The following is a 16,828-nucleotide window of genomic DNA, read 5'->3' on the forward strand; positions in this document are numbered from 1 at the left end:
GCCGCAAAGCAATCTATCAATGGGCACTGTCCGCGCAAAAAAACATTTAGGCCAACACTTTCTGACGGATAAAACCACTGCGGCGAAAATCGTTGGCGCGCTCCGGCCTGAATTGGGATACGATACGGTGCTGGAAGTGGGACCAGGCATGGGTATTCTTTCGGATCTCCTGCTGGCCAATGAAAACTATCAAATCTGGCTCATTGATGTAGATCAGGAATCCGTACAATTCTTACAGGATAAATATCCACAGGCGGGCAACAAACTCATCCATGGGGATTTTCTCGCTTTAGATTTCGCTTCGTATTTTGATGGCAAATTGGCCATCATTGGCAATTTCCCATATAATATATCGTCCCAGATCCTGTTTAAGGTATTGGAAGAGCGCCAGCGCGTGGTAGAGGTGGTGGGCATGTTTCAAAAAGAGGTAGCCGAACGGTGCACGGCTAGAGCAGGTAGTAAAGCGTACGGGATCATCTCGGTTTTTATACAAGCTTTTTTTGAGGTTGAATACCTTTTCACAGTCAAGGCGGGGGCTTTCAACCCTCCCCCTAAAGTACTCTCCGGTGTCATCCGGCTTACCCGAAATGACATGGAGACACTTGATTGTGACGAAAAATTGTTTTGGCGGATTGTCAAAGCGGCGTTTAACCAACGCCGAAAGACGCTACGGAATGCCTTGTCCGTTATCCTCAGCAAAGACAAAATGGGTGAAAACCCATTGTATGAACTACGTGCCGAACGACTTTCCGTGCCTGATTTTATCCAATTGACTAACGAAATTGCCCAGCATATATGACAAAATCACCTATGACTGTATTGATTGTGGACGACGTCCATCCCATTTTCATGGAAAAACTCCAAAAAAAGCATATTCCATTTGATTACTTTCCCGATATCCAAAAAGAGGAAGTACTTTCAATCATTCCGCGTTATACAGGGCTGGTCATCCGCTCGAAATTCAAGGTAGACGGCTTATTTATTGATGCTGCCCCGAAATTGGCTTTTATCGCGCGTGGAGGGGCCGGTATGGACAACATCGATGAGGCTTACGCCGTGAACCGTGGCATCACGTTGCTCAATGCCCCCGAGGGCAATCGTGATGCCGTGGGTGAGCATATGGTGGGCATGTTATTGGCACTGATGAACAACTTCATCCGCGCCGACCATCAAGTAAAAAACGGGAAATGGCTGCGGGAAGAAAACCGTGGTATTGAATTGGGGGGCAAAACCGTGGCCCTTATCGGTTATGGCAACAATGGACAAGCCATGGCCCGCAAACTTTCCGGTTTCGATGTTCGTGTAATCGTCTATGATAAATACAAAACGGGGTTCAGCGATGCCTATGCAACTGAAGTAAGCATGGAGGAAGTGGTGAAAAGTGCCGATGTACTGAGTCTGCATATCCCGCTTACGCGTGAGACACATCGTTTGGTCAATGATGAGTATCTGTTACACTTCCGTAAACCGATTTTTTTCCTCAATGGTGCCCGGGGTGAAATCGTGGACATCCCTTCCATATTGAAGGCGCTTGACCGAGGCAAGGTATTGGGGGCGGCATTTGATGTCCTTCCCGTTGAAAAATTCCCTGCATTGGGCGGAGAGCCGTGGTTTCAACCGCTGGCCAACCACGACAGGGTCATCCTCAGCCCGCATGTGGCTGGGTGGAGCGTAGAAAGCTACTTTAAAATTGCGGATGTCCTTGTGGATAAGGTGTTGAGATTCATCGAAACCCATCCAATAGAATAACTCCATACACTGCCAAAAACTGCAGAATCATCATCCCATCGAGTAGCAGGAAGTAATAATATTCACCGGTCGAGCGGCGGACGACTGGCATAAAAACCAATCCGGTAGTAACCAGCGTCACCGAAATCAATGCAATCCGTATTTCGATGGGATAACCGCTTACCCCTACCCAAACTGCTTGAATCAGCAATAGCATCAAACATAGCAAGTAGGTGTTCCGCTCGCCAATCATTATCGGGATGGTTTTTAACCCATAATGCCGATCTTGATAAACATCGCGAATATCAAAAGGAATGGTAATTCCTACAATAAATAAAAACATCCATGCAGCCAGCTGCAATACCTGTGTCCAGCTAATGATGATGCCTGCATGGTAGGCTTCTCCGACTGGCACAAAAACACAACTGAGCACCCAAACCAAAGCAATATAAAACAACTTAATCCCTGGTATATGCCGCAAGCCAACCGGTTTCTCATTTTTCAGCGGAATAAATGGCACATTATAAGCCAAACCGAGTATTCCAACAAGTAAGCAAATGAATACAGACTCCCTGTGCAGTTGAATCAGCATCAGGATCACCACTATGCCCGCGATCAGGGTAAATAACCACAGCTGCCGTTCATGCCTGAAAATCCACCTTACTCGACGAAAAGGGGATTCCGCTGGTTTTGCGGGCCTTGCTAAAATCATGCTGAAATTATAAAGTGCCAACGTAGCACAACCCAACATAGTTAGTATGCGGAAGTCAAATGGCCATCCAAGCAACAGGTAAGTTAACCCACCCTGAGCCACGGCACAGCAGGAAATGAACACGTTGCTGAATAACAGCATGTCCAATAATTTCCGAATATAAATCGATATCATTTGGCAGAAAATTCGCTTTTTTTTAAAAAGTGTGTAAATTAGCCAACAATAAAAAAACCAGAAATAGGCCAGTCAATTCAAAAACGATTATACTGTTGAAAAATTCTTCATTAATTTTCCAAACTATTGACAACTGACCACGAACTTCGTATTATTAAACAAAATAAAGCATAAAAGGGCAAACTAAACAATGGATTTACAAATCAAATCATTTGAGGATTATCAAAACACCTATCAACATAGCGTGGAAAATCCGGAGGCATTTTGGGCAGGTATCGCTGAAAACTTCTATTGGCGACGCAAATGGAACAACGTATTGGATTGGAATTTCAAAGAACCCAAGATCAAATGGTTTGAGGGCGCAAAACTCAACATCACCGAAAATTGCCTGGATCGGCATATCTACCAGCATGGTGATACGCCCGCCATTATCTGGGAACCCAATGACCCTAATGAGGCACACCGTGTGCTCACCTATAAACAATTACTGGACAAGGTGGAGCAATTTTCCAATGTGCTCAAGAATAATGGTGTCCGCAAAGGCGACCGCATATGCATTTACCTACCCATGGTTCCTGAACTGGTTATTGCCGTACTGGCCTGTGCCCGTATCGGTGCCATCCATTCGGTAGTCTTTGGTGGATTTTCGGCACAATCCATCGCCGACCGCATCAACGATGCCGATTGCCGGTTGGTCATTACCTCCGATGGTGGATTCCGCGGCACCAAGGACATCGAGCTTAAGAGCATTGTAGACGATGCACTGGTGCAATGCAAGTCGGTGGAACGGGTCATCGTGCTTACCCGCACACGTACTCCTGTATCCATGATCAAGGGCCGTGATGTATGGTGGGAAGACGAAATCAAGAAAGTGGAAACGCAGGGTAATCCACCATGCCCTGCCGAAGAAATGGATGCCGAAGATATGCTTTTTGTGCTCTACACTTCAGGCTCTACAGGCAAACCCAAAGGCGTAGTGCATACCTGCGGCGGTTACATGGTCTACACGGGCTATACCTTCACAAACGCTTTCCAATACCAACCCGGGGAAGTCTATTTCTGCACAGCCGATATCGGTTGGATCACGGGCCATTCATACATTGTTTATGGCCCATTATCCCAAGGGGCTACCTCACTGATGTTTGAGGGTATACCCACTTGGCCCGATGCCGGACGGCTCTGGGATATTGTGGAAAAACACCATGTGAATATTTTGTATACAGCGCCAACTGCCATCCGTTCGCTTATGGCTGCCGGCGATTCGTATGTGGACGGCAAGAACCTTAGTAGCATCACCAAGCTGGGCACCGTCGGTGAGCCCATCAACGAAGAGGCCTGGCACTGGTATGATCAAAAAATCGGCCATGGGAAGGCGCCCATCGTAGACACTTGGTGGCAGACGGAAACAGGGGGCTTCCTCATATCGCCCATCGCTGGGGTCACCCCTACGGTACCTGGATATGCCATGCTACCCCTCCCGGGGGTGCAACCCATCTTAGTAGATGAAAACGGGAAAGAAATAACAGGCAATGACGTGAGTGGTAACCTCTGCATCAAATTTCCTTGGCCGGGGATGCTACGCACCACTTATGGCGACCATGAGCGGTGCCGGCAGACTTATTTTTCTGCTTACGAAAATCTATATTTCACTGGCGATGGCTGCCTTCGTGATGAAAACGGCTATTACCGGATCACCGGACGTGTGGATGACGTGTTAAATGTATCCGGCCATCGCATTGGTACCGCTGAAGTGGAGAATGCCATCAACATGCATAGCGACGTGATTGAATCGGCCGTAGTAGGTTATCCACATGCCGTCAAGGGTCAAGGCATTTACGCATTCGTCATTGCCAGCCAGCACCACACCGATGAAGAGCTTACCCGGTTGGACATCAACAAAACGGTGAGCCGCATCATTGGGGCTATTGCCAAACCGGACAAGATCCAGTTTGTGAGCGGGCTGCCCAAAACGCGGTCGGGGAAAATCATGCGGCGCATTCTGCGGAAAATTGCGGAGGGCGACACCTCCAATCTGGGCGATACCACTACCCTACTGGATCCTGGTGTTGTGGATGAGATCAAAGAAGGGGCTGAGAAGTTGAGGGGCTAAGGCATAAAAATAGAACACGGATGATGCGGATTTGGCTGATCGACACTGATTATCGATGTGCATCCGCAAAATCTGTATTATCTGCGTTCTATCGTATACCTTCTCATCAATCCAACTCAAATATAAACTCATCGTATTCGGCCGTGCGCCATGCCAAATGTCGTGTCGTTGGGGACATTTAGATTAAGCCTTCATCCTTCATTCGTTGAATAACCTGCTCAACAGACACGGTATCACGTTCGCTTTTCAGATATATTTCAGCTAGGTAGACCGTTTCCTGAACCACGGTTACAAAGGTAATGATACGGGCACCTCCTGACTTCCCTTTATTCGTTCCTGAAATGGCTATCCGTATCTTATAAACATCATACCCTAAATCTACACCCATAGTCGGGTCATTTTTAAGTTGGGCCGACAGTTTAGCAATATCAACTAGTATGGAACGATGTTTTTTGGCTATTCGCTTAAGTTCTTTTGTGAAACCGGTGGTAGGTATTACGGTTATGGGCATGCTAAGAGAGTTCTGATAAAACCTCTTCAATAGTTTTCAATTTGATTTTACCGTCTTGGTGTTGCTTGATTTCTTCAAAGGAATCCTTTAGCCGGTCATAAAGCATCTGCTCCTTTTTATTAAGCGGCCGATCCGTATCTGAAGCGATTTCAATCTTATAATTCAAACCTAATGCTTCAAAAACGGCCAAAACCACCTTTTCAGATTTTTTGTTATCAATATCAACACGAAGCGTTGTCATATGACAAAGGTACAAAATTTAATTTCAAAAAATCAAGGGAAGAAGCTATAGGGTGCATTCCAAATTGTCGCTCCTCGTCTTTGCGAACCAGCGCGGGAGGCATAAGCGATGGAGTGACCGCGAAGCAGCCTACCAATGACGCCAGAACTATGTTGTCAAAAGCGACAATTTGGAATGCACCCGAAGCCATAAACCCTTATGTAGATCGCAAACGGAGCCTGCTTACCGCAGGCTATTCCATGTCTCCCAACACAAACGTNCTACCAATGACGCCAGAACTATGTTGTCAAAAGCGACAATTTGGAATGCACCCGAAGCCATAAACCCTTATGTAGATCGCAAACGGAGCCTGCTTACCGCAGGCTATTCCATGTCTCCCAACACAAACGTAAATTCATCATGGCTTTCTGTGCGCCATGCCAAATGCCGTGTCGTTGGTGAAATGGCAAATAAGGGAGAAAAGGTCTTCACGCTGATGGTTTTCCCATCGGGCAGGAATTCCAAATACCTGAGCCAGCCATCGCCACCATTGCCATGCCAGCCACCGCCTAGCGCTTGTGCATTGAACACCATCTGGTGTACCGTCTTTCCCCCAGCATTGGTATCCGTGCGGAACCCGAGGTGGCCCAACGCATCATCCGGCTTGCCGATATGGCCGCTAAACACCAGTTGGATATTTTTGGAAGGTTTCACCAATTTTTCCCAGATGGCCGCGCCATAGTTACCATCCGTGATGGGGTACCCTTCCTTGACAATGTGTTCGCTGTCTGAATTTAAGTAGGAATGGGTCAACAAAATGACTGTATGGTCGGTATATTTTTCATCATTGATGGTCTGTAATGCCCAATTTAAGATGGTGTCCCGTGGGGCAAATTCGATAAGCAAAACAAGGAATTTCCGCCCATGGGGTGAGGTAAATTCATAGGTAGCGTTTGTGAGTGTTGGATACCCTTCCGCATCGATACTGACTTCCCTTAGCAATTTTTGCGATAGCGGATTCTTGTCTACCGGGAAATACTGGTTGTAGTTTGTACGGCGGTACTCGATGTTTTTCACTCCGTAATCGTGGTTACCTGTAGCGGCCACATACGGCACCTTGCCATCCATCCGGCCGAATGCACGGGCGGTAGCTTCCCATTGCTGCTTACCCGGCTGGTTGGCTTGGGTACCATTGGGGTTGAGCCAGTCATTATGTTCCACCAGATCCCCCATGCAGAGCACCATCTGGATATTCAATGGATCAATCTGCTCACTTACCCATCCGGTCATCAGCTCCAATATGCCCTGATTGCGCTCGAATTTGACATAGCTTTGCACATCGGGAATGAGTACCATCGACCAGGAATCGGGGTTACTGAGTTTGGGTGGGGTGTATGTTTCTTGCTGGGCATGAGCGGTTAACAGCGAAAAACATAGGAAAACTAAAAATAGGCGCTGACACAAGAGCTGTTTCTTCATGAAAGTATATTTTAAAAGTATGTTTTAGTAGTCTAACAGATTTAAATCACAAACATAGTATTTTCAACCGGAGATGACAAAACGGAAGAGATTAACGCTTCATATGCTAAGGCATCATAAATCGATCTTCTGTATGCGTACTCAACACCTGCATGGTATCCCCTATGCGTACTACACCTGTTCCTTGATGAATCAGATTTTGTCCGAAAAGGATTTTCTTGTTCTTCGATCGGTAAGAAGCTAAGGTTTTCAAGGGTTCCTTTGCTTTTTTTGCCGTTTGTTGGTTGATCGTAGTCACTACGCAACGGGCACAGCGTTTAACGCCATAGAAATCAATATTCGATAGTTGAATATGTTTCATCAAATCTTCCTCAAAAGGATTCCCTCCTGTGAACACCATATTTGGACGGAACCTATCCATGTTCAAGGGTTCCTCCATCCGACTGTTTAAATCATCCAGCGAGGCTTGGCCAATCATCAAAAAAGGATACCCATCTGCAAAAGAGGTAATAAATCCATCAGGAGCATAACGTTGGTCGACCTGACGATGAGTAGTTTCGGGCATGAAAACCAAGCTACATGTTATCCCCAATGCATCACTGAACCAGCTATCCAAATCAGGGTTTACCAGTATACCGATACAGGTATCGTTCCATACCTGCACAGGTAGCTCAACCTGAAGGGCAGGTTTGAAAGGAACGATGACATGCCCTTTATCGGGATGTCTCACCAATAGACCCGCTTCCGTGATCTCCACGTTTAGCAAAGCCATGTGGGGGTATTCCCGCTGGGTAAGGAAGCGGTTATGTTCATCAATGAGCATCCACCGCCGATCGTATTCAAATCCACGGTCGGTAACCGCTGCGTGGGAAAGCGCTACACCTCCCAATGATTTTATGGGATAGCTATAAAGTTCACTTATGGTCAGCATGGACATGGGGGTATGAACTCCGTAAACCGGCGAGTAAATTTCCTAGTTGCATCGCAACCCTTGAAAGATTTTGAGAAGTAGTGGCCAAGGCTTCAGCCAAGGAAGAAGGCTCATTACCGATAGCCAACAATACATCAAAGTAGTGGCTGAGCTCATCGTCGATTTCCATCGGTATGCTGCCTGCCAGCCCGATAACCGATACACCAAAGCGTTTTGCCCGCTTGGCGACACCGTATGGTCCTTTGCCCTGTAGCGTTTGGCTATCAATGCTCCCCTCTCCGGTGATTACCCAATCGCTTTTTAATAGCGATTTGTCGAACTGGGTCAGTTCCAAAAAATAATCGATGCCGTTGACCAATTCGGCATTCAACACTCCTTTCAATCCGGCACTTGCCCCACCAGCCACCCCACCCGATGCCATCGTAGAAATAGCTGTCCCTGTTTCAGATAGGATAACCGCCGCATAATGTTGCAATATGGCTTCCAGTGTCTCGACCATTTCCGGGGTTGCCCCTTTCTGTGGACCGAAAATATGGGCCGCACCGTTTTCACCCAGCAACGGATTAGTCACATCACACAGAATCGTAAGCTCACACTCCTGTAATCGCTTATCCATGGCGGAACGGTCAATGGCATGCAGTTTCTGCAAACCAAACGGCAAATCCATAATCTCCTCTCCGTCCTCGTCCAAAAAGCAAACGCCCAATGCGGCCAGTATGCCGCTCCCACCATCAACCGTGGCCGATCCCCCCATGCCGACAATGATTTTTCTAGCACCAATTTCCAGTGCCGCCTTTATCAATTGTCCCGTTCCATAAGCGTTTGCGTGCAAAGGATCCAGCTCGTTTTGTTCCAACAAATGCAATCCCGAGGCATCGGCCATTTCGATGATCGCGGTCCGTCCATGATCAATCCATCCAAAGGAAGCGGAAATGGGTCTTCCCAATGGATCCTTGACAGGCGTGTTTACTATTTTCCCCTGCAACCGATCACCAATCAATCGACAGGTGCCATTGCCGCCATCACCAACCGGGAAACATTCACATGTGCAGGAGAGCTTACTTGCCAAAAGACCACGTTGGATAGCTTTGGCTGCTTCCTTGGCATCAAGTGCATGCTTGAACGCATTAGGAGCTACAAGGATATGCATATGCTTTATTTATTGACCACATTCATTGGTTTTCCATCGAAGTAAGCGGCCAAATTGTCCACGACCATTTCCATCAAACGGGACCTAGCCTCTTTCGTTGCCCAAGCAATATGGGGTGTAATCAGGCAATTTTTGGCGGCAAACAACGGGTTTTCAGGTTCTGGGGGTTCCTTGGCTAATACATCAAGCCCCGCACCAGCTATCTTGCCACCGTTCAATGCCTCCGCGAGATCACCTTCCACGACGATGGGGCCACGGGAGGTATTGATGAGGAAAGCAGTTTCTTTCATTTTTGCCAAGGTGGCGGTATTGATCAAACCTTTCGTTTGAGGTGTAAGCGGGCAATGGATGCTGACCACATCCGACTGCGCCAACAAGTCATCCAATCTTGCCCATTGGAAATTCCTCCGGTGGGATTGATCTGTTTCCGTCCGGCTATAGCCCAAGATGTTCATGCCGAATGCGGAGGCCACATCCGCTACCTGCTGGCCAATATCGCCGAAACCGATGATGCCCAAGGTTTTTCCCGAAAGCTCAATCAATGGGTAATCCCAGAAACAAAAATCAGGGGAGTTTGCCCATTTGCCTTCCACAACACTGTCGCTATGCCGTTGCACGCGATGGCAAAGCTCTAATAGGAGTGCAAATGTCAGCTGTACGACTGATATGGTGCCATACCCCGGCACGTTGGTCACTACAATCCCTTGCTGCTTGGCATATTCGATATCCACGACATTGTATCCCGTGGCTAGCACACCAATATATTTCAAATCAGGTAGCTTTTCCAATAGCTCCGAATTCAAAGGCACTTTGTTGGTAAACACCACTTCGGATCCCTTGGCCCGTTTTACTATTTCATGCACAGGTGTACGGTTATAAACTGTCAGTTCCCCATACCTTTCCAAGCCTTCCCAGCTTTGATCTCCGGGATTCAGGGTGTGTCCATCCAATACAACGAGTTTCATTAGCATATAATTATCAAAAAACCAAACATACCGGTGCCCCTACCGCAATGCGGTTGCCCGTATCTTCCAGCAGTCCCGTGTTAGCATCCCGCGCAAATACCACCACTTCATCCGTGTTTTGATTGGCTACCAACAAAAACTTTCCATCGGGTGACAGCGTGAAATTACGTGGCCCTTTGCCCAATACGGATTGATTCCCCACTTTCGTCAATTTGCCATCTGCTGTATTTACCCGATATATAGCCAATGTATTCGCATCCCCCCTATTGGACGCATAGAGAAACTTTCCATCAGGGGACAGCTTGATGTCGGCAGCTCCGTCTTTGCCCGTAAACCCACTTTCATTCATAGCGATTTCCTGTATGGATACCCACCGATCTTCCTCCTGCTTATAAACCATCAAATGGGCTGTCATTTCTTGTACAAGATAGAGATATTTGCCATCGGAAGATGGAGCGATATGTCGTGGGCCTCCACCTGGTGCACTTTTGACAACCGGTTGCGCTGCGGGAGTGAGTGGTTTGTCTGTATGTTCAGGATGATAATGGTAGATATTGATTTTATCTGTTCCCAAATCCTGCACATATACCGTTTTTTCGTCTGGGCTGAAAAAAGCGGAGTGTACATGGGGGGCTTGCTGACGGTTTTTATCAGGTCCGCTACCTTCGTATTGGATCAGTTGTACCAGTTCGCCAAGCTTCCCGTCCTTATGTATCGGAAACACGGTCAAGCTACCTCCTGAATAATTAGATACAAACGCATGGTTCACCCCAGGGTTGATGGCCACATGACAAGGGCCTGCACTTTGGGTCAACTGGGTATTCAACAAGGTCAATCTTCCTGTTTGTTCATCAAATGCAAAAGCGCTTAACGCTCCCTTACCTTCTCCAAGCTCACTAACTGAATATGCAAACTTGCGATCGGGGCTGATGGTCAAAAAAGAAGGGTCAACCACTGTTACTTGGTTCTTAAGGGTTACTTTTCCGGTATTGGTATCGAAATCGTACACATAAATTCCCTCACTCTTACCGGTATGGGTATAGGTACCGATAAGCAGGTTAATTTTTTGGCCTTGTGCAGCTCCGGTGATGGATAAGCACAACAGCATCATGATGGTTTTTGTCTTCATAAAAATCAGCTTGTAACGAAGCCAATATTACAAAAATTATGGGACGCGACATAGTATCATGGTAGTTTAGCTTGAAAATGGTAGTCAATCACGACACCGTCAGCCAATAGTTTATTGCCTTCTTGCGTTATTTCTGCTTCATGTGGCACATAGGCAAGCACGGCAGATTGATTGGGCAAAAGACGGATACGGGTTTGTCCGCTTATCCCGCTGGCCACAAAATGTCCTTGAACCGCATCATACAAGTCAACTTTTTTCCTTGAATTATTGCCTAACAAATCAATGGTTATCTCTTTGGCTTCATCGTAAGGGTTGTAATATAGATAAGATGGATAAGCGTTGCCTCTGAAAAAATCCGTCGCCAATAAATCTAATTTCAAGATGCCTTCTACATCGGTGGTTTGAATGATGCTGCCAAATATACCAACATGAGCACTGCCATACACGCTGAACTGCGATGCATCCGGATTTTTACCTGGCACCCAATTTGGGCCATCACCCTGTGCCACTGGGGCAGGAATATGTGCATATTTTTCAAAAGTCGATCGTTTCACCAGTCCTTCATAACCAATCACTCCTTTGGTCACAGCCGCGAGTTGCGGAATGGTCTGGTGTCCTTCTGGTATATGCTCGGGATAAAACAGTCGGGCGGCGTTGGCGGCGTTGAGCATCCACTTGCCTATCGCTGAGGCATATGATTGATCATAGCGCACCATGGCCACCAGCGGCCATGCCGTATCAAACGTATTCATCAGGAATCCATATCCCCCATGATCTATCGTGCTGCCCACGATACCCGAAATATCAAAGCCATTCCAATTCCCCACGAGGACACCCCAACCTTCGCGGCATACCGATGTGCCATCAAATGTCCATCCTAAAAACTTTTTCACGTCAAAATCTCCGCCCTGCTCGGCGTTGATTCGGGCAGCGGTATACGCGCCGAAGGGCATTAAGATTTCATAGAAGCGGTTTTCGGATTGATTTTCCAACGCTGAAAGCGCGCGCAAAGCCCCTTTCAAGTATTTCTCATCACCAAACCGCTGATAGGCCGCATACAATATCCACGCATGCCCCGCTGCGGCATCCTGCTGAGCACAAATCCAATTTTTTTGAGGCTCCATGGCCGAATAGTCGAAGTATGTCCAGTCATAATTGCCTGCCAACACGGAATCCGCTTTGTAAAATTGTTCGGCTATCATATAGGCGATGTCATCGAAACCTCTCTCATCGGGGTACCGGTCGTAAAGCGCATAGAACAATACATTGGGATATACATCATACCACCAGTCACGACCGTAGCCTCCTCCCAATAGGGCTACTTCGGGAGCGGTGTTGTTCATCATGATGTTCCAACCAGTCTCCTTGTTGAAATAGTTTTTGAGCATACCTACATAGTTGAGGCCATCTTGGTTGCTTTTGTCAATGCCGACCAACGTAGCTCCCAATACACCGCCCATGGTGGCCAATGATTCGTGAAACATGCCGTTGTTGTTTTGCGGACCCTGCCGCGCATCGCCCATGGCGGTGTACAAGCCAACAACGGGTTGGTCAAAGTTCTTGCCGGTACTATCCCACCACACCAACGGCCAGTGCTTGCCCGTAGCTTTAAAATCATAGACCGTACTGTCATAGCGTTGGCTCAGCGCCAACCAGTCGATAATATGGAGCGGTTGCGGAAGGTCAGCCATCGAGTCCACGCGTGCCAGGCTTTGCTGTGGCACGGGGATGCCCCGTACGGTTGGCCCCTGCTTGCAGGAAATGAATGGAAGGAGGAATAGTATAGCAAGGAAACGATTCATTTTAGTTACGAATTTAATTTTAATCATGTATTATTTTCACACTACGCTCACAATGGAAGCAAAACTAGGCTTTCAGATTTCCCAACTTCCGGTCTTCCTCACTGCACTGAGGGTCCAACTCAAAATCCTGATTGAGCTTCTCCGTAGTGTTGATCAGCCGCTTAGCGACAAAGATAGAACACAGTTGCAGCACGGCAATGATGATGATGGCGTAGCGCAGGGCGATTTCCTCACTATAGTACCAAGCTAGGCCAATAAACGTCATTGCTCCGATGAAGCGGCCTGCATACAACCCCAGCTCATGGTTGAGAATGTAGGCAAACTCATTGCGCTTCTCTTTTTTGGAAAGGAAGTCAATCACACTGAATTGGATGGGGAAATAAGCCAGGTCCAACAGGGGTTTGGCAATGAGCAGGAACAGCATGAACAGGAGGACACCGGTGGCATTATACAGCGCCCCATTGATGACTGCGGCGACGGTGAAGCAGATCAGCCCCATGCTAAAAATGAGCAAGCGATGGGATGGTTTGGTCAATCGGCCCACCGCATACATGATCACGGCCGCGACGATAGCTCCGATGGATTGCACGGTACCCAATGCGCCTTCATTGCCCACCAGCCGCATGATCAACATGGCTGGTGCGGTTACCAGAAACCCTTGGGCCAACCCTTTGAGTGCGGCAAGTACCAGCATGTTTTTCCAAAGCCTGTGGAATTTGAAATAGACGAATCGTCCTGGGGTGGGGTTGGTAAACGTACCCCGGAAACACATGATGGAAGCCAGGATGGTGATGATGAAAACCATTGCCGTGACAATGCGATAGGCCGTGTTCACATCGCCCGTTCCCTGTCCGCCAAATACGATGAACCAGCCGATGAATACCGGCACCACTACCGCGATGATGGTGTAAAAGAACGTTTCGAGGCCATAATAGTAATTGCGGTTGCCATTGTTGGTGATGGCGAGTGCCAGGTAGTCACGATTGGCCCAATAAAAGCCGAATGACATACCCATGGTCAGACCGGCAATGGCCAATCCGACGATGTCCAATGTTTTCAGCGACATCATGATCATCATGGACACGGCACTGAGCATCATGCCAATGGCATATAGTGTTTTGATGTTGATGCGATTGAGCAGGTAGCCATTGAGTAAGAACGTCAGTGGGATACCCGTATAAATGGTAAGCTGGTATACGACGACTTTCACCGGGTCATTCGAGCTACGCATCACATAAGCGGCAACGAAAATATCAATGACGGGCAGCACGAAGGCGTAGATGAGGTTGGTCAATACCAGCACCCTGAAATTGAGCGGCTGCTGATTGAAATGAGTGATTTCTGAACGGAGTTTTTGGAGCATGGTATGCTTTTATGTTAATCGGGAAAGGACTTCCTGAATGGAAAAACGGGCGCCGCACACGAATTCATCGGCGGCACCATAGTATATCGCAAGCTCATCGCCATCGACCACATGGCCATTGGTAAAGACCACATGGCCGAAAAACCCGCTGACTTCGTAGGGCGCTGTGGGTACCATGATGGGGTCGGCCGTACGGCCAAGGACCATGGAGGGGTCATTCAGGTCCAGCAACAACGCTCCTAAACAGTAGCGGTGTTGAGTATCCGCCCCGTGGTAGATTTCCAGCCAGCCCGCTTCGGTTTTGATCGGAGCTGCACCTGCACCGACCCGTGCACTATCCCAAAAGCCTTTACGGGTGCGTGCAATGAGTTGGTGGTTGCCCCAGTGCAATCCATCGGGTGACTGGGCTAGCCAGATGTAATTGCCCCCGATATCGACGCTGCTGGGCCGGTGCAAGGCGTAATAAAGGCCATTGATGCGTTCCCCGAAGATGGCGCAGTCTTTATTATGTGGGGGGAGTATCATGCCGTGCTGCTCGAAATGTTGCCAGTCGGTGGTGCTGCGCAGCCCAACCCCTACGCCGTTTGGAGACACGGAAGTAAATGTGAGGTAATACCGGTCGCCTAGTTGAGTCACCCGGCAATCTTCGATGCCAAAAGATTCCATCAGCCCTTCACCGGTGAGTTTGGGATAGCCCTCGGGTTCGTAAAACCGCACGCCATCGTCACTGCACAACAGGCGCAAGTGCGAGAGGGTGGTCAAGTAATCGGATCCTCGGTAGTTGATTACCCGGGGATCGCTGAGATCCAAATCCGAGTCATCCGTGGACAAATCGATGATCTCGATATCACCGTTTGCCTTTAATATGGGAAACGATATGCTTCCCGGCAGCTGGGGCGGCCGCTCGGCTACCCGAACGATGAGCCAGGTTTTTCCTTCATACCGGAACACGCCGGGATTGAGCAGGCAGGCGATCTCCAACCCCGCTTGGGAGGGTTGGAGGTCTTTTGGAGCCAGTAAAGGGTTTTCGGCGAAACGCCGTGAAATGTCCGTCGTCATCTCCATGGCTTAATATCCTGGATTTTGGCTGATCGTACCCGCCGATTTGTCCACTTCGCCCTGTGGGATGGGGTAGAGATAGTTGCGATCCTGGAAATTTTTGCCCAATGCGGTCAAGACGTCTTTAGCCGTCCCCCAACGGCGAAGATCGTTGAAGCGATGCGATTCCACGCCAAGCTCCACGCGGCGTTCATGCATGAGCCAGCCTTTGACCTCCTCTTTATTCGTGCTGCCGGTGTTACGGGCAGGGAGAGTGCCTGCCGGTACAGCCGCACCATTGATCGTAGGCGTAGTGCGAGCCCGCTCCCTGACGTCATTGATCAGCGTTATGGCAGCTGTATATTGACCCAGCTCATTGTGGGCCTCTGCTTTCCATAGGAGCACGTCGGCCCAACGGATGTAGATTCGGTTGACCGGGGAATCCTCGTTGCCTTTATAGATGGCCGTGGTAGCACCCAACAGTTTGTATACGTTTTGGGCGACAGGGTCTACGGTATAGGCAAGCCTTGGATCACTTGCTTCAAAAGCATTCATGAAATTTTGGGTGGGTGCTACAAAGCCCCAATTCTGGATAGCTGTAAGTCCACTCCCCCTTGCCGGAGTTCTGCTGGATTGGTGGTCGTAGGCAAAGATGACTTCATCGTCGGCAAATTCCTTGGTTACATCAAAACTGTCAAAATAGTTGGCATTAAGGTCGTAATATCCGAGGGTTTCGAGCGCATTCACTTTATCAACCACTTCCTGCCATTGGCTATTGTACAGTGCCACTTTGGCCTGCATGGCCAGCACAGCGCCTTTGGATGCCCGCCATTTGTCGGTATTGTCCGAAAATTTACCGTCGGGCAAAAGGCTAAGCGCCTGACCCAAGTCGGTACGGATCTGCTGCCACACCATTTCTTTCGGTTCGCGTTTGGCCACTTCGTAAGCTTCCTCAAAGCTGTTGAGTGGTTTGAGCAGCAAGGGTACATCGCCAAAGTTGGTGACGAGATCAAAATAATTGAAAGCGCGGACAAAATAGGTTTCGCCCAAAAATCTGTTCCGGCGAGATTCACTCATTCCAATTTGCAACATGAGCTCGCTGTTTTCGAGTTGGTTAATCGCGCCATTAGCCCTTGAGATGCCTTCATAGGCGTAACTCCACACGCCGTTGAAACCGCCGTTATCTGCCGTAAAGTTAAAATTACCAATGTCATCCATCCAGGCCTGGTCTCCATCCGGATTCCATTTCTTATTGATATCGCCCGAAGTAATATCCTGGATGATGAAGTCGTTACGGATGACCAGTCCATTGTTCCAGTCCCATTCGCCAAGGATGTTCAGCGTACTTGATAAGGGTACATAGGCAGAATTTACAGCAGATGTCACCGTATTCACAGAAGGTTGCGTGTTGATCACGTCTTCATTAATAAGTCCTATAGGTTCCCTATCCAGATATTTACTACAAGCCGCAAAGCCTATGATGGCCATTATCGGGAATATGATCTTTTTCATCTTC

General features: G+C 48.3%; 15 protein-coding genes. 3 read left to right on the forward strand and 12 right to left on the reverse strand.

Annotated features, from left to right (window positions below):
- The first annotated feature begins 19 nt into the window (after window positions 1-19).
- A complete protein-coding gene (rsmA, locus tag NF543_RS18290; RefSeq protein ID WP_257669626.1) occupies window positions 20-799 on the forward strand; it encodes a 16S rRNA (adenine(1518)-N(6)/adenine(1519)-N(6))-dimethyltransferase RsmA in 780 nt (259 codons plus the stop codon).
- Entirely contained in the window at window positions 796-1,749 is a 954-nt protein-coding gene (locus NF543_RS18295) for an NAD(P)-dependent oxidoreductase (RefSeq protein WP_257669627.1), read from the forward strand. Before rsmA ends, NF543_RS18295 begins: the two co-directional genes overlap by 4 nt.
- On the opposite strand, the gene NF543_RS18300 is transcribed toward NF543_RS18295, so the two are convergent.
- Window positions 1,724-2,614, reverse strand: coding sequence for a UbiA family prenyltransferase (locus NF543_RS18300; RefSeq protein ID WP_257669628.1), 891 nt, complete (start codon window positions 2,612-2,614; stop codon window positions 1,724-1,726). The two genes, NF543_RS18295 and NF543_RS18300, sit on opposite strands and share 26 nt — an antisense overlap.
- Before the next feature lie 190 nt (window positions 2,615-2,804).
- Between NF543_RS18300 and acs the strand changes: the two genes are divergently transcribed.
- On the forward strand, window positions 2,805-4,724 hold the full coding sequence (acs, locus tag NF543_RS18305; protein ID WP_257669629.1) for an acetate--CoA ligase: 1,920 nt from the start codon (window positions 2,805-2,807) through the stop codon (window positions 4,722-4,724).
- A 178-nt stretch (window positions 4,725-4,902) separates the two neighbouring features.
- Here acs and NF543_RS18310 read toward each other — a convergent pair whose 3' ends face one another.
- The 11 genes from NF543_RS18310 to NF543_RS18360 form a co-directional block, all read right to left on the reverse strand.
- A complete protein-coding gene (locus NF543_RS18310) occupies window positions 4,903-5,235 on the reverse strand; it encodes a type II toxin-antitoxin system RelE/ParE family toxin (protein WP_257669630.1) in 333 nt (110 codons plus the stop codon).
- A 1-nt stretch (window position 5,236) separates the two neighbouring features.
- Window positions 5,237-5,476, reverse strand: a complete 240-nt coding sequence (locus NF543_RS18315) for a hypothetical protein (protein ID WP_257669631.1) — start codon at window positions 5,474-5,476, stop codon at window positions 5,237-5,239.
- 363 nt (window positions 5,477-5,839) lie between these two features.
- Window positions 5,840-6,934 (reverse strand): metallophosphoesterase, encoded by a 1,095-nt coding sequence (locus NF543_RS18320; RefSeq protein WP_257669632.1) that lies wholly within the window; start codon window positions 6,932-6,934, stop codon window positions 5,840-5,842.
- 106 nt (window positions 6,935-7,040) lie between these two features.
- A complete protein-coding gene (locus tag NF543_RS18325; protein WP_257669633.1) occupies window positions 7,041-7,865 on the reverse strand; it encodes an MOSC domain-containing protein in 825 nt (274 codons plus the stop codon).
- Complete coding sequence (locus tag NF543_RS18330; RefSeq protein WP_257669634.1) at window positions 7,849-9,015, reverse strand: glycerate kinase family protein; 1,167 nt, start codon at window positions 9,013-9,015, stop codon at window positions 7,849-7,851. The genes NF543_RS18325 and NF543_RS18330 overlap by 17 nt, the downstream gene beginning before the upstream one ends.
- Before the next feature lie 5 nt (window positions 9,016-9,020).
- Window positions 9,021-9,980, reverse strand: coding sequence for a D-2-hydroxyacid dehydrogenase (locus tag NF543_RS18335; RefSeq protein ID WP_257669635.1), 960 nt, complete (start codon window positions 9,978-9,980; stop codon window positions 9,021-9,023).
- Between the two features lie 13 nt (window positions 9,981-9,993).
- Window positions 9,994-11,109, reverse strand: a complete 1,116-nt coding sequence (locus NF543_RS18340; protein ID WP_257669636.1) for a lactonase family protein — start codon at window positions 11,107-11,109, stop codon at window positions 9,994-9,996.
- A gap of 56 nt (window positions 11,110-11,165) precedes the next feature.
- Complete coding sequence (locus NF543_RS18345; RefSeq protein WP_257669637.1) at window positions 11,166-12,938, reverse strand: D-glucuronyl C5-epimerase family protein; 1,773 nt, start codon at window positions 12,936-12,938, stop codon at window positions 11,166-11,168.
- A gap of 37 nt (window positions 12,939-12,975) precedes the next feature.
- On the reverse strand, window positions 12,976-14,274 hold the full coding sequence (locus NF543_RS18350; RefSeq protein ID WP_257669638.1) for an MFS transporter: 1,299 nt from the start codon (window positions 14,272-14,274) through the stop codon (window positions 12,976-12,978).
- A gap of 9 nt (window positions 14,275-14,283) precedes the next feature.
- Complete coding sequence (locus NF543_RS18355) at window positions 14,284-15,339, reverse strand: glycoside hydrolase family 130 protein (protein WP_257669639.1); 1,056 nt, start codon at window positions 15,337-15,339, stop codon at window positions 14,284-14,286.
- 3 nt (window positions 15,340-15,342) lie between these two features.
- Window positions 15,343-16,824: a RagB/SusD family nutrient uptake outer membrane protein gene (locus NF543_RS18360; protein ID WP_257669640.1), complete on the reverse strand. Its 1,482-nt coding sequence runs from the start codon at window positions 16,822-16,824 to the stop codon at window positions 15,343-15,345.
- Between the last annotated feature and the right edge of the window lie 4 nt (window positions 16,825-16,828).

Source organism: Parapedobacter tibetensis, from assembly GCF_024704835.1.
Taxonomy (GTDB): Bacteria; Bacteroidota; Bacteroidia; order Sphingobacteriales; family Sphingobacteriaceae; genus Parapedobacter; species Parapedobacter tibetensis.

Coding starts and splice junctions, on each gene's coding strand:
- NF543_RS18330 (WP_257669634.1), bottom strand. CDS start 9,015: ATGCATATCCTTGTAGCTCCTAATGCGTTCAAGCATGCACTTGATGCC.
- NF543_RS18335 (WP_257669635.1), bottom strand. CDS start 9,980: ATGAAACTCGTTGTATTGGATGGACACACCCTGAATCCCGGAGATCAA.
- NF543_RS18360 (WP_257669640.1), bottom strand. CDS start 16,824: ATGAAAAAGATCATATTCCCGATAATGGCCATCATAGGCTTTGCGGCT.
- NF543_RS18315 (WP_257669631.1), bottom strand. CDS start 5,476: ATGACAACGCTTCGTGTTGATATTGATAACAAAAAATCTGAAAAGGTG.
- NF543_RS18325 (WP_257669633.1), bottom strand. CDS start 7,865: ATGCTGACCATAAGTGAACTTTATAGCTATCCCATAAAATCATTGGGA.
- NF543_RS18320 (WP_257669632.1), bottom strand. CDS start 6,934: ATGAAGAAACAGCTCTTGTGTCAGCGCCTATTTTTAGTTTTCCTATGT.
- acs (WP_257669629.1), top strand. CDS start 2,805: ATGGATTTACAAATCAAATCATTTGAGGATTATCAAAACACCTATCAA.
- NF543_RS18295 (WP_257669627.1), top strand. CDS start 796: ATGACAAAATCACCTATGACTGTATTGATTGTGGACGACGTCCATCCC.
- NF543_RS18345 (WP_257669637.1), bottom strand. CDS start 12,938: ATGATTAAAATTAAATTCGTAACTAAAATGAATCGTTTCCTTGCTATA.
- NF543_RS18300 (WP_257669628.1), bottom strand. CDS start 2,614: ATGATATCGATTTATATTCGGAAATTATTGGACATGCTGTTATTCAGC.
- rsmA (WP_257669626.1), top strand. CDS start 20: ATGGGCACTGTCCGCGCAAAAAAACATTTAGGCCAACACTTTCTGACG.
- NF543_RS18310 (WP_257669630.1), bottom strand. CDS start 5,235: ATGCCCATAACCGTAATACCTACCACCGGTTTCACAAAAGAACTTAAG.
- NF543_RS18350 (WP_257669638.1), bottom strand. CDS start 14,274: ATGCTCCAAAAACTCCGTTCAGAAATCACTCATTTCAATCAGCAGCCG.
- NF543_RS18355 (WP_257669639.1), bottom strand. CDS start 15,339: ATGGAGATGACGACGGACATTTCACGGCGTTTCGCCGAAAACCCTTTA.
- NF543_RS18340 (WP_257669636.1), bottom strand. CDS start 11,109: ATGAAGACAAAAACCATCATGATGCTGTTGTGCTTATCCATCACCGGA.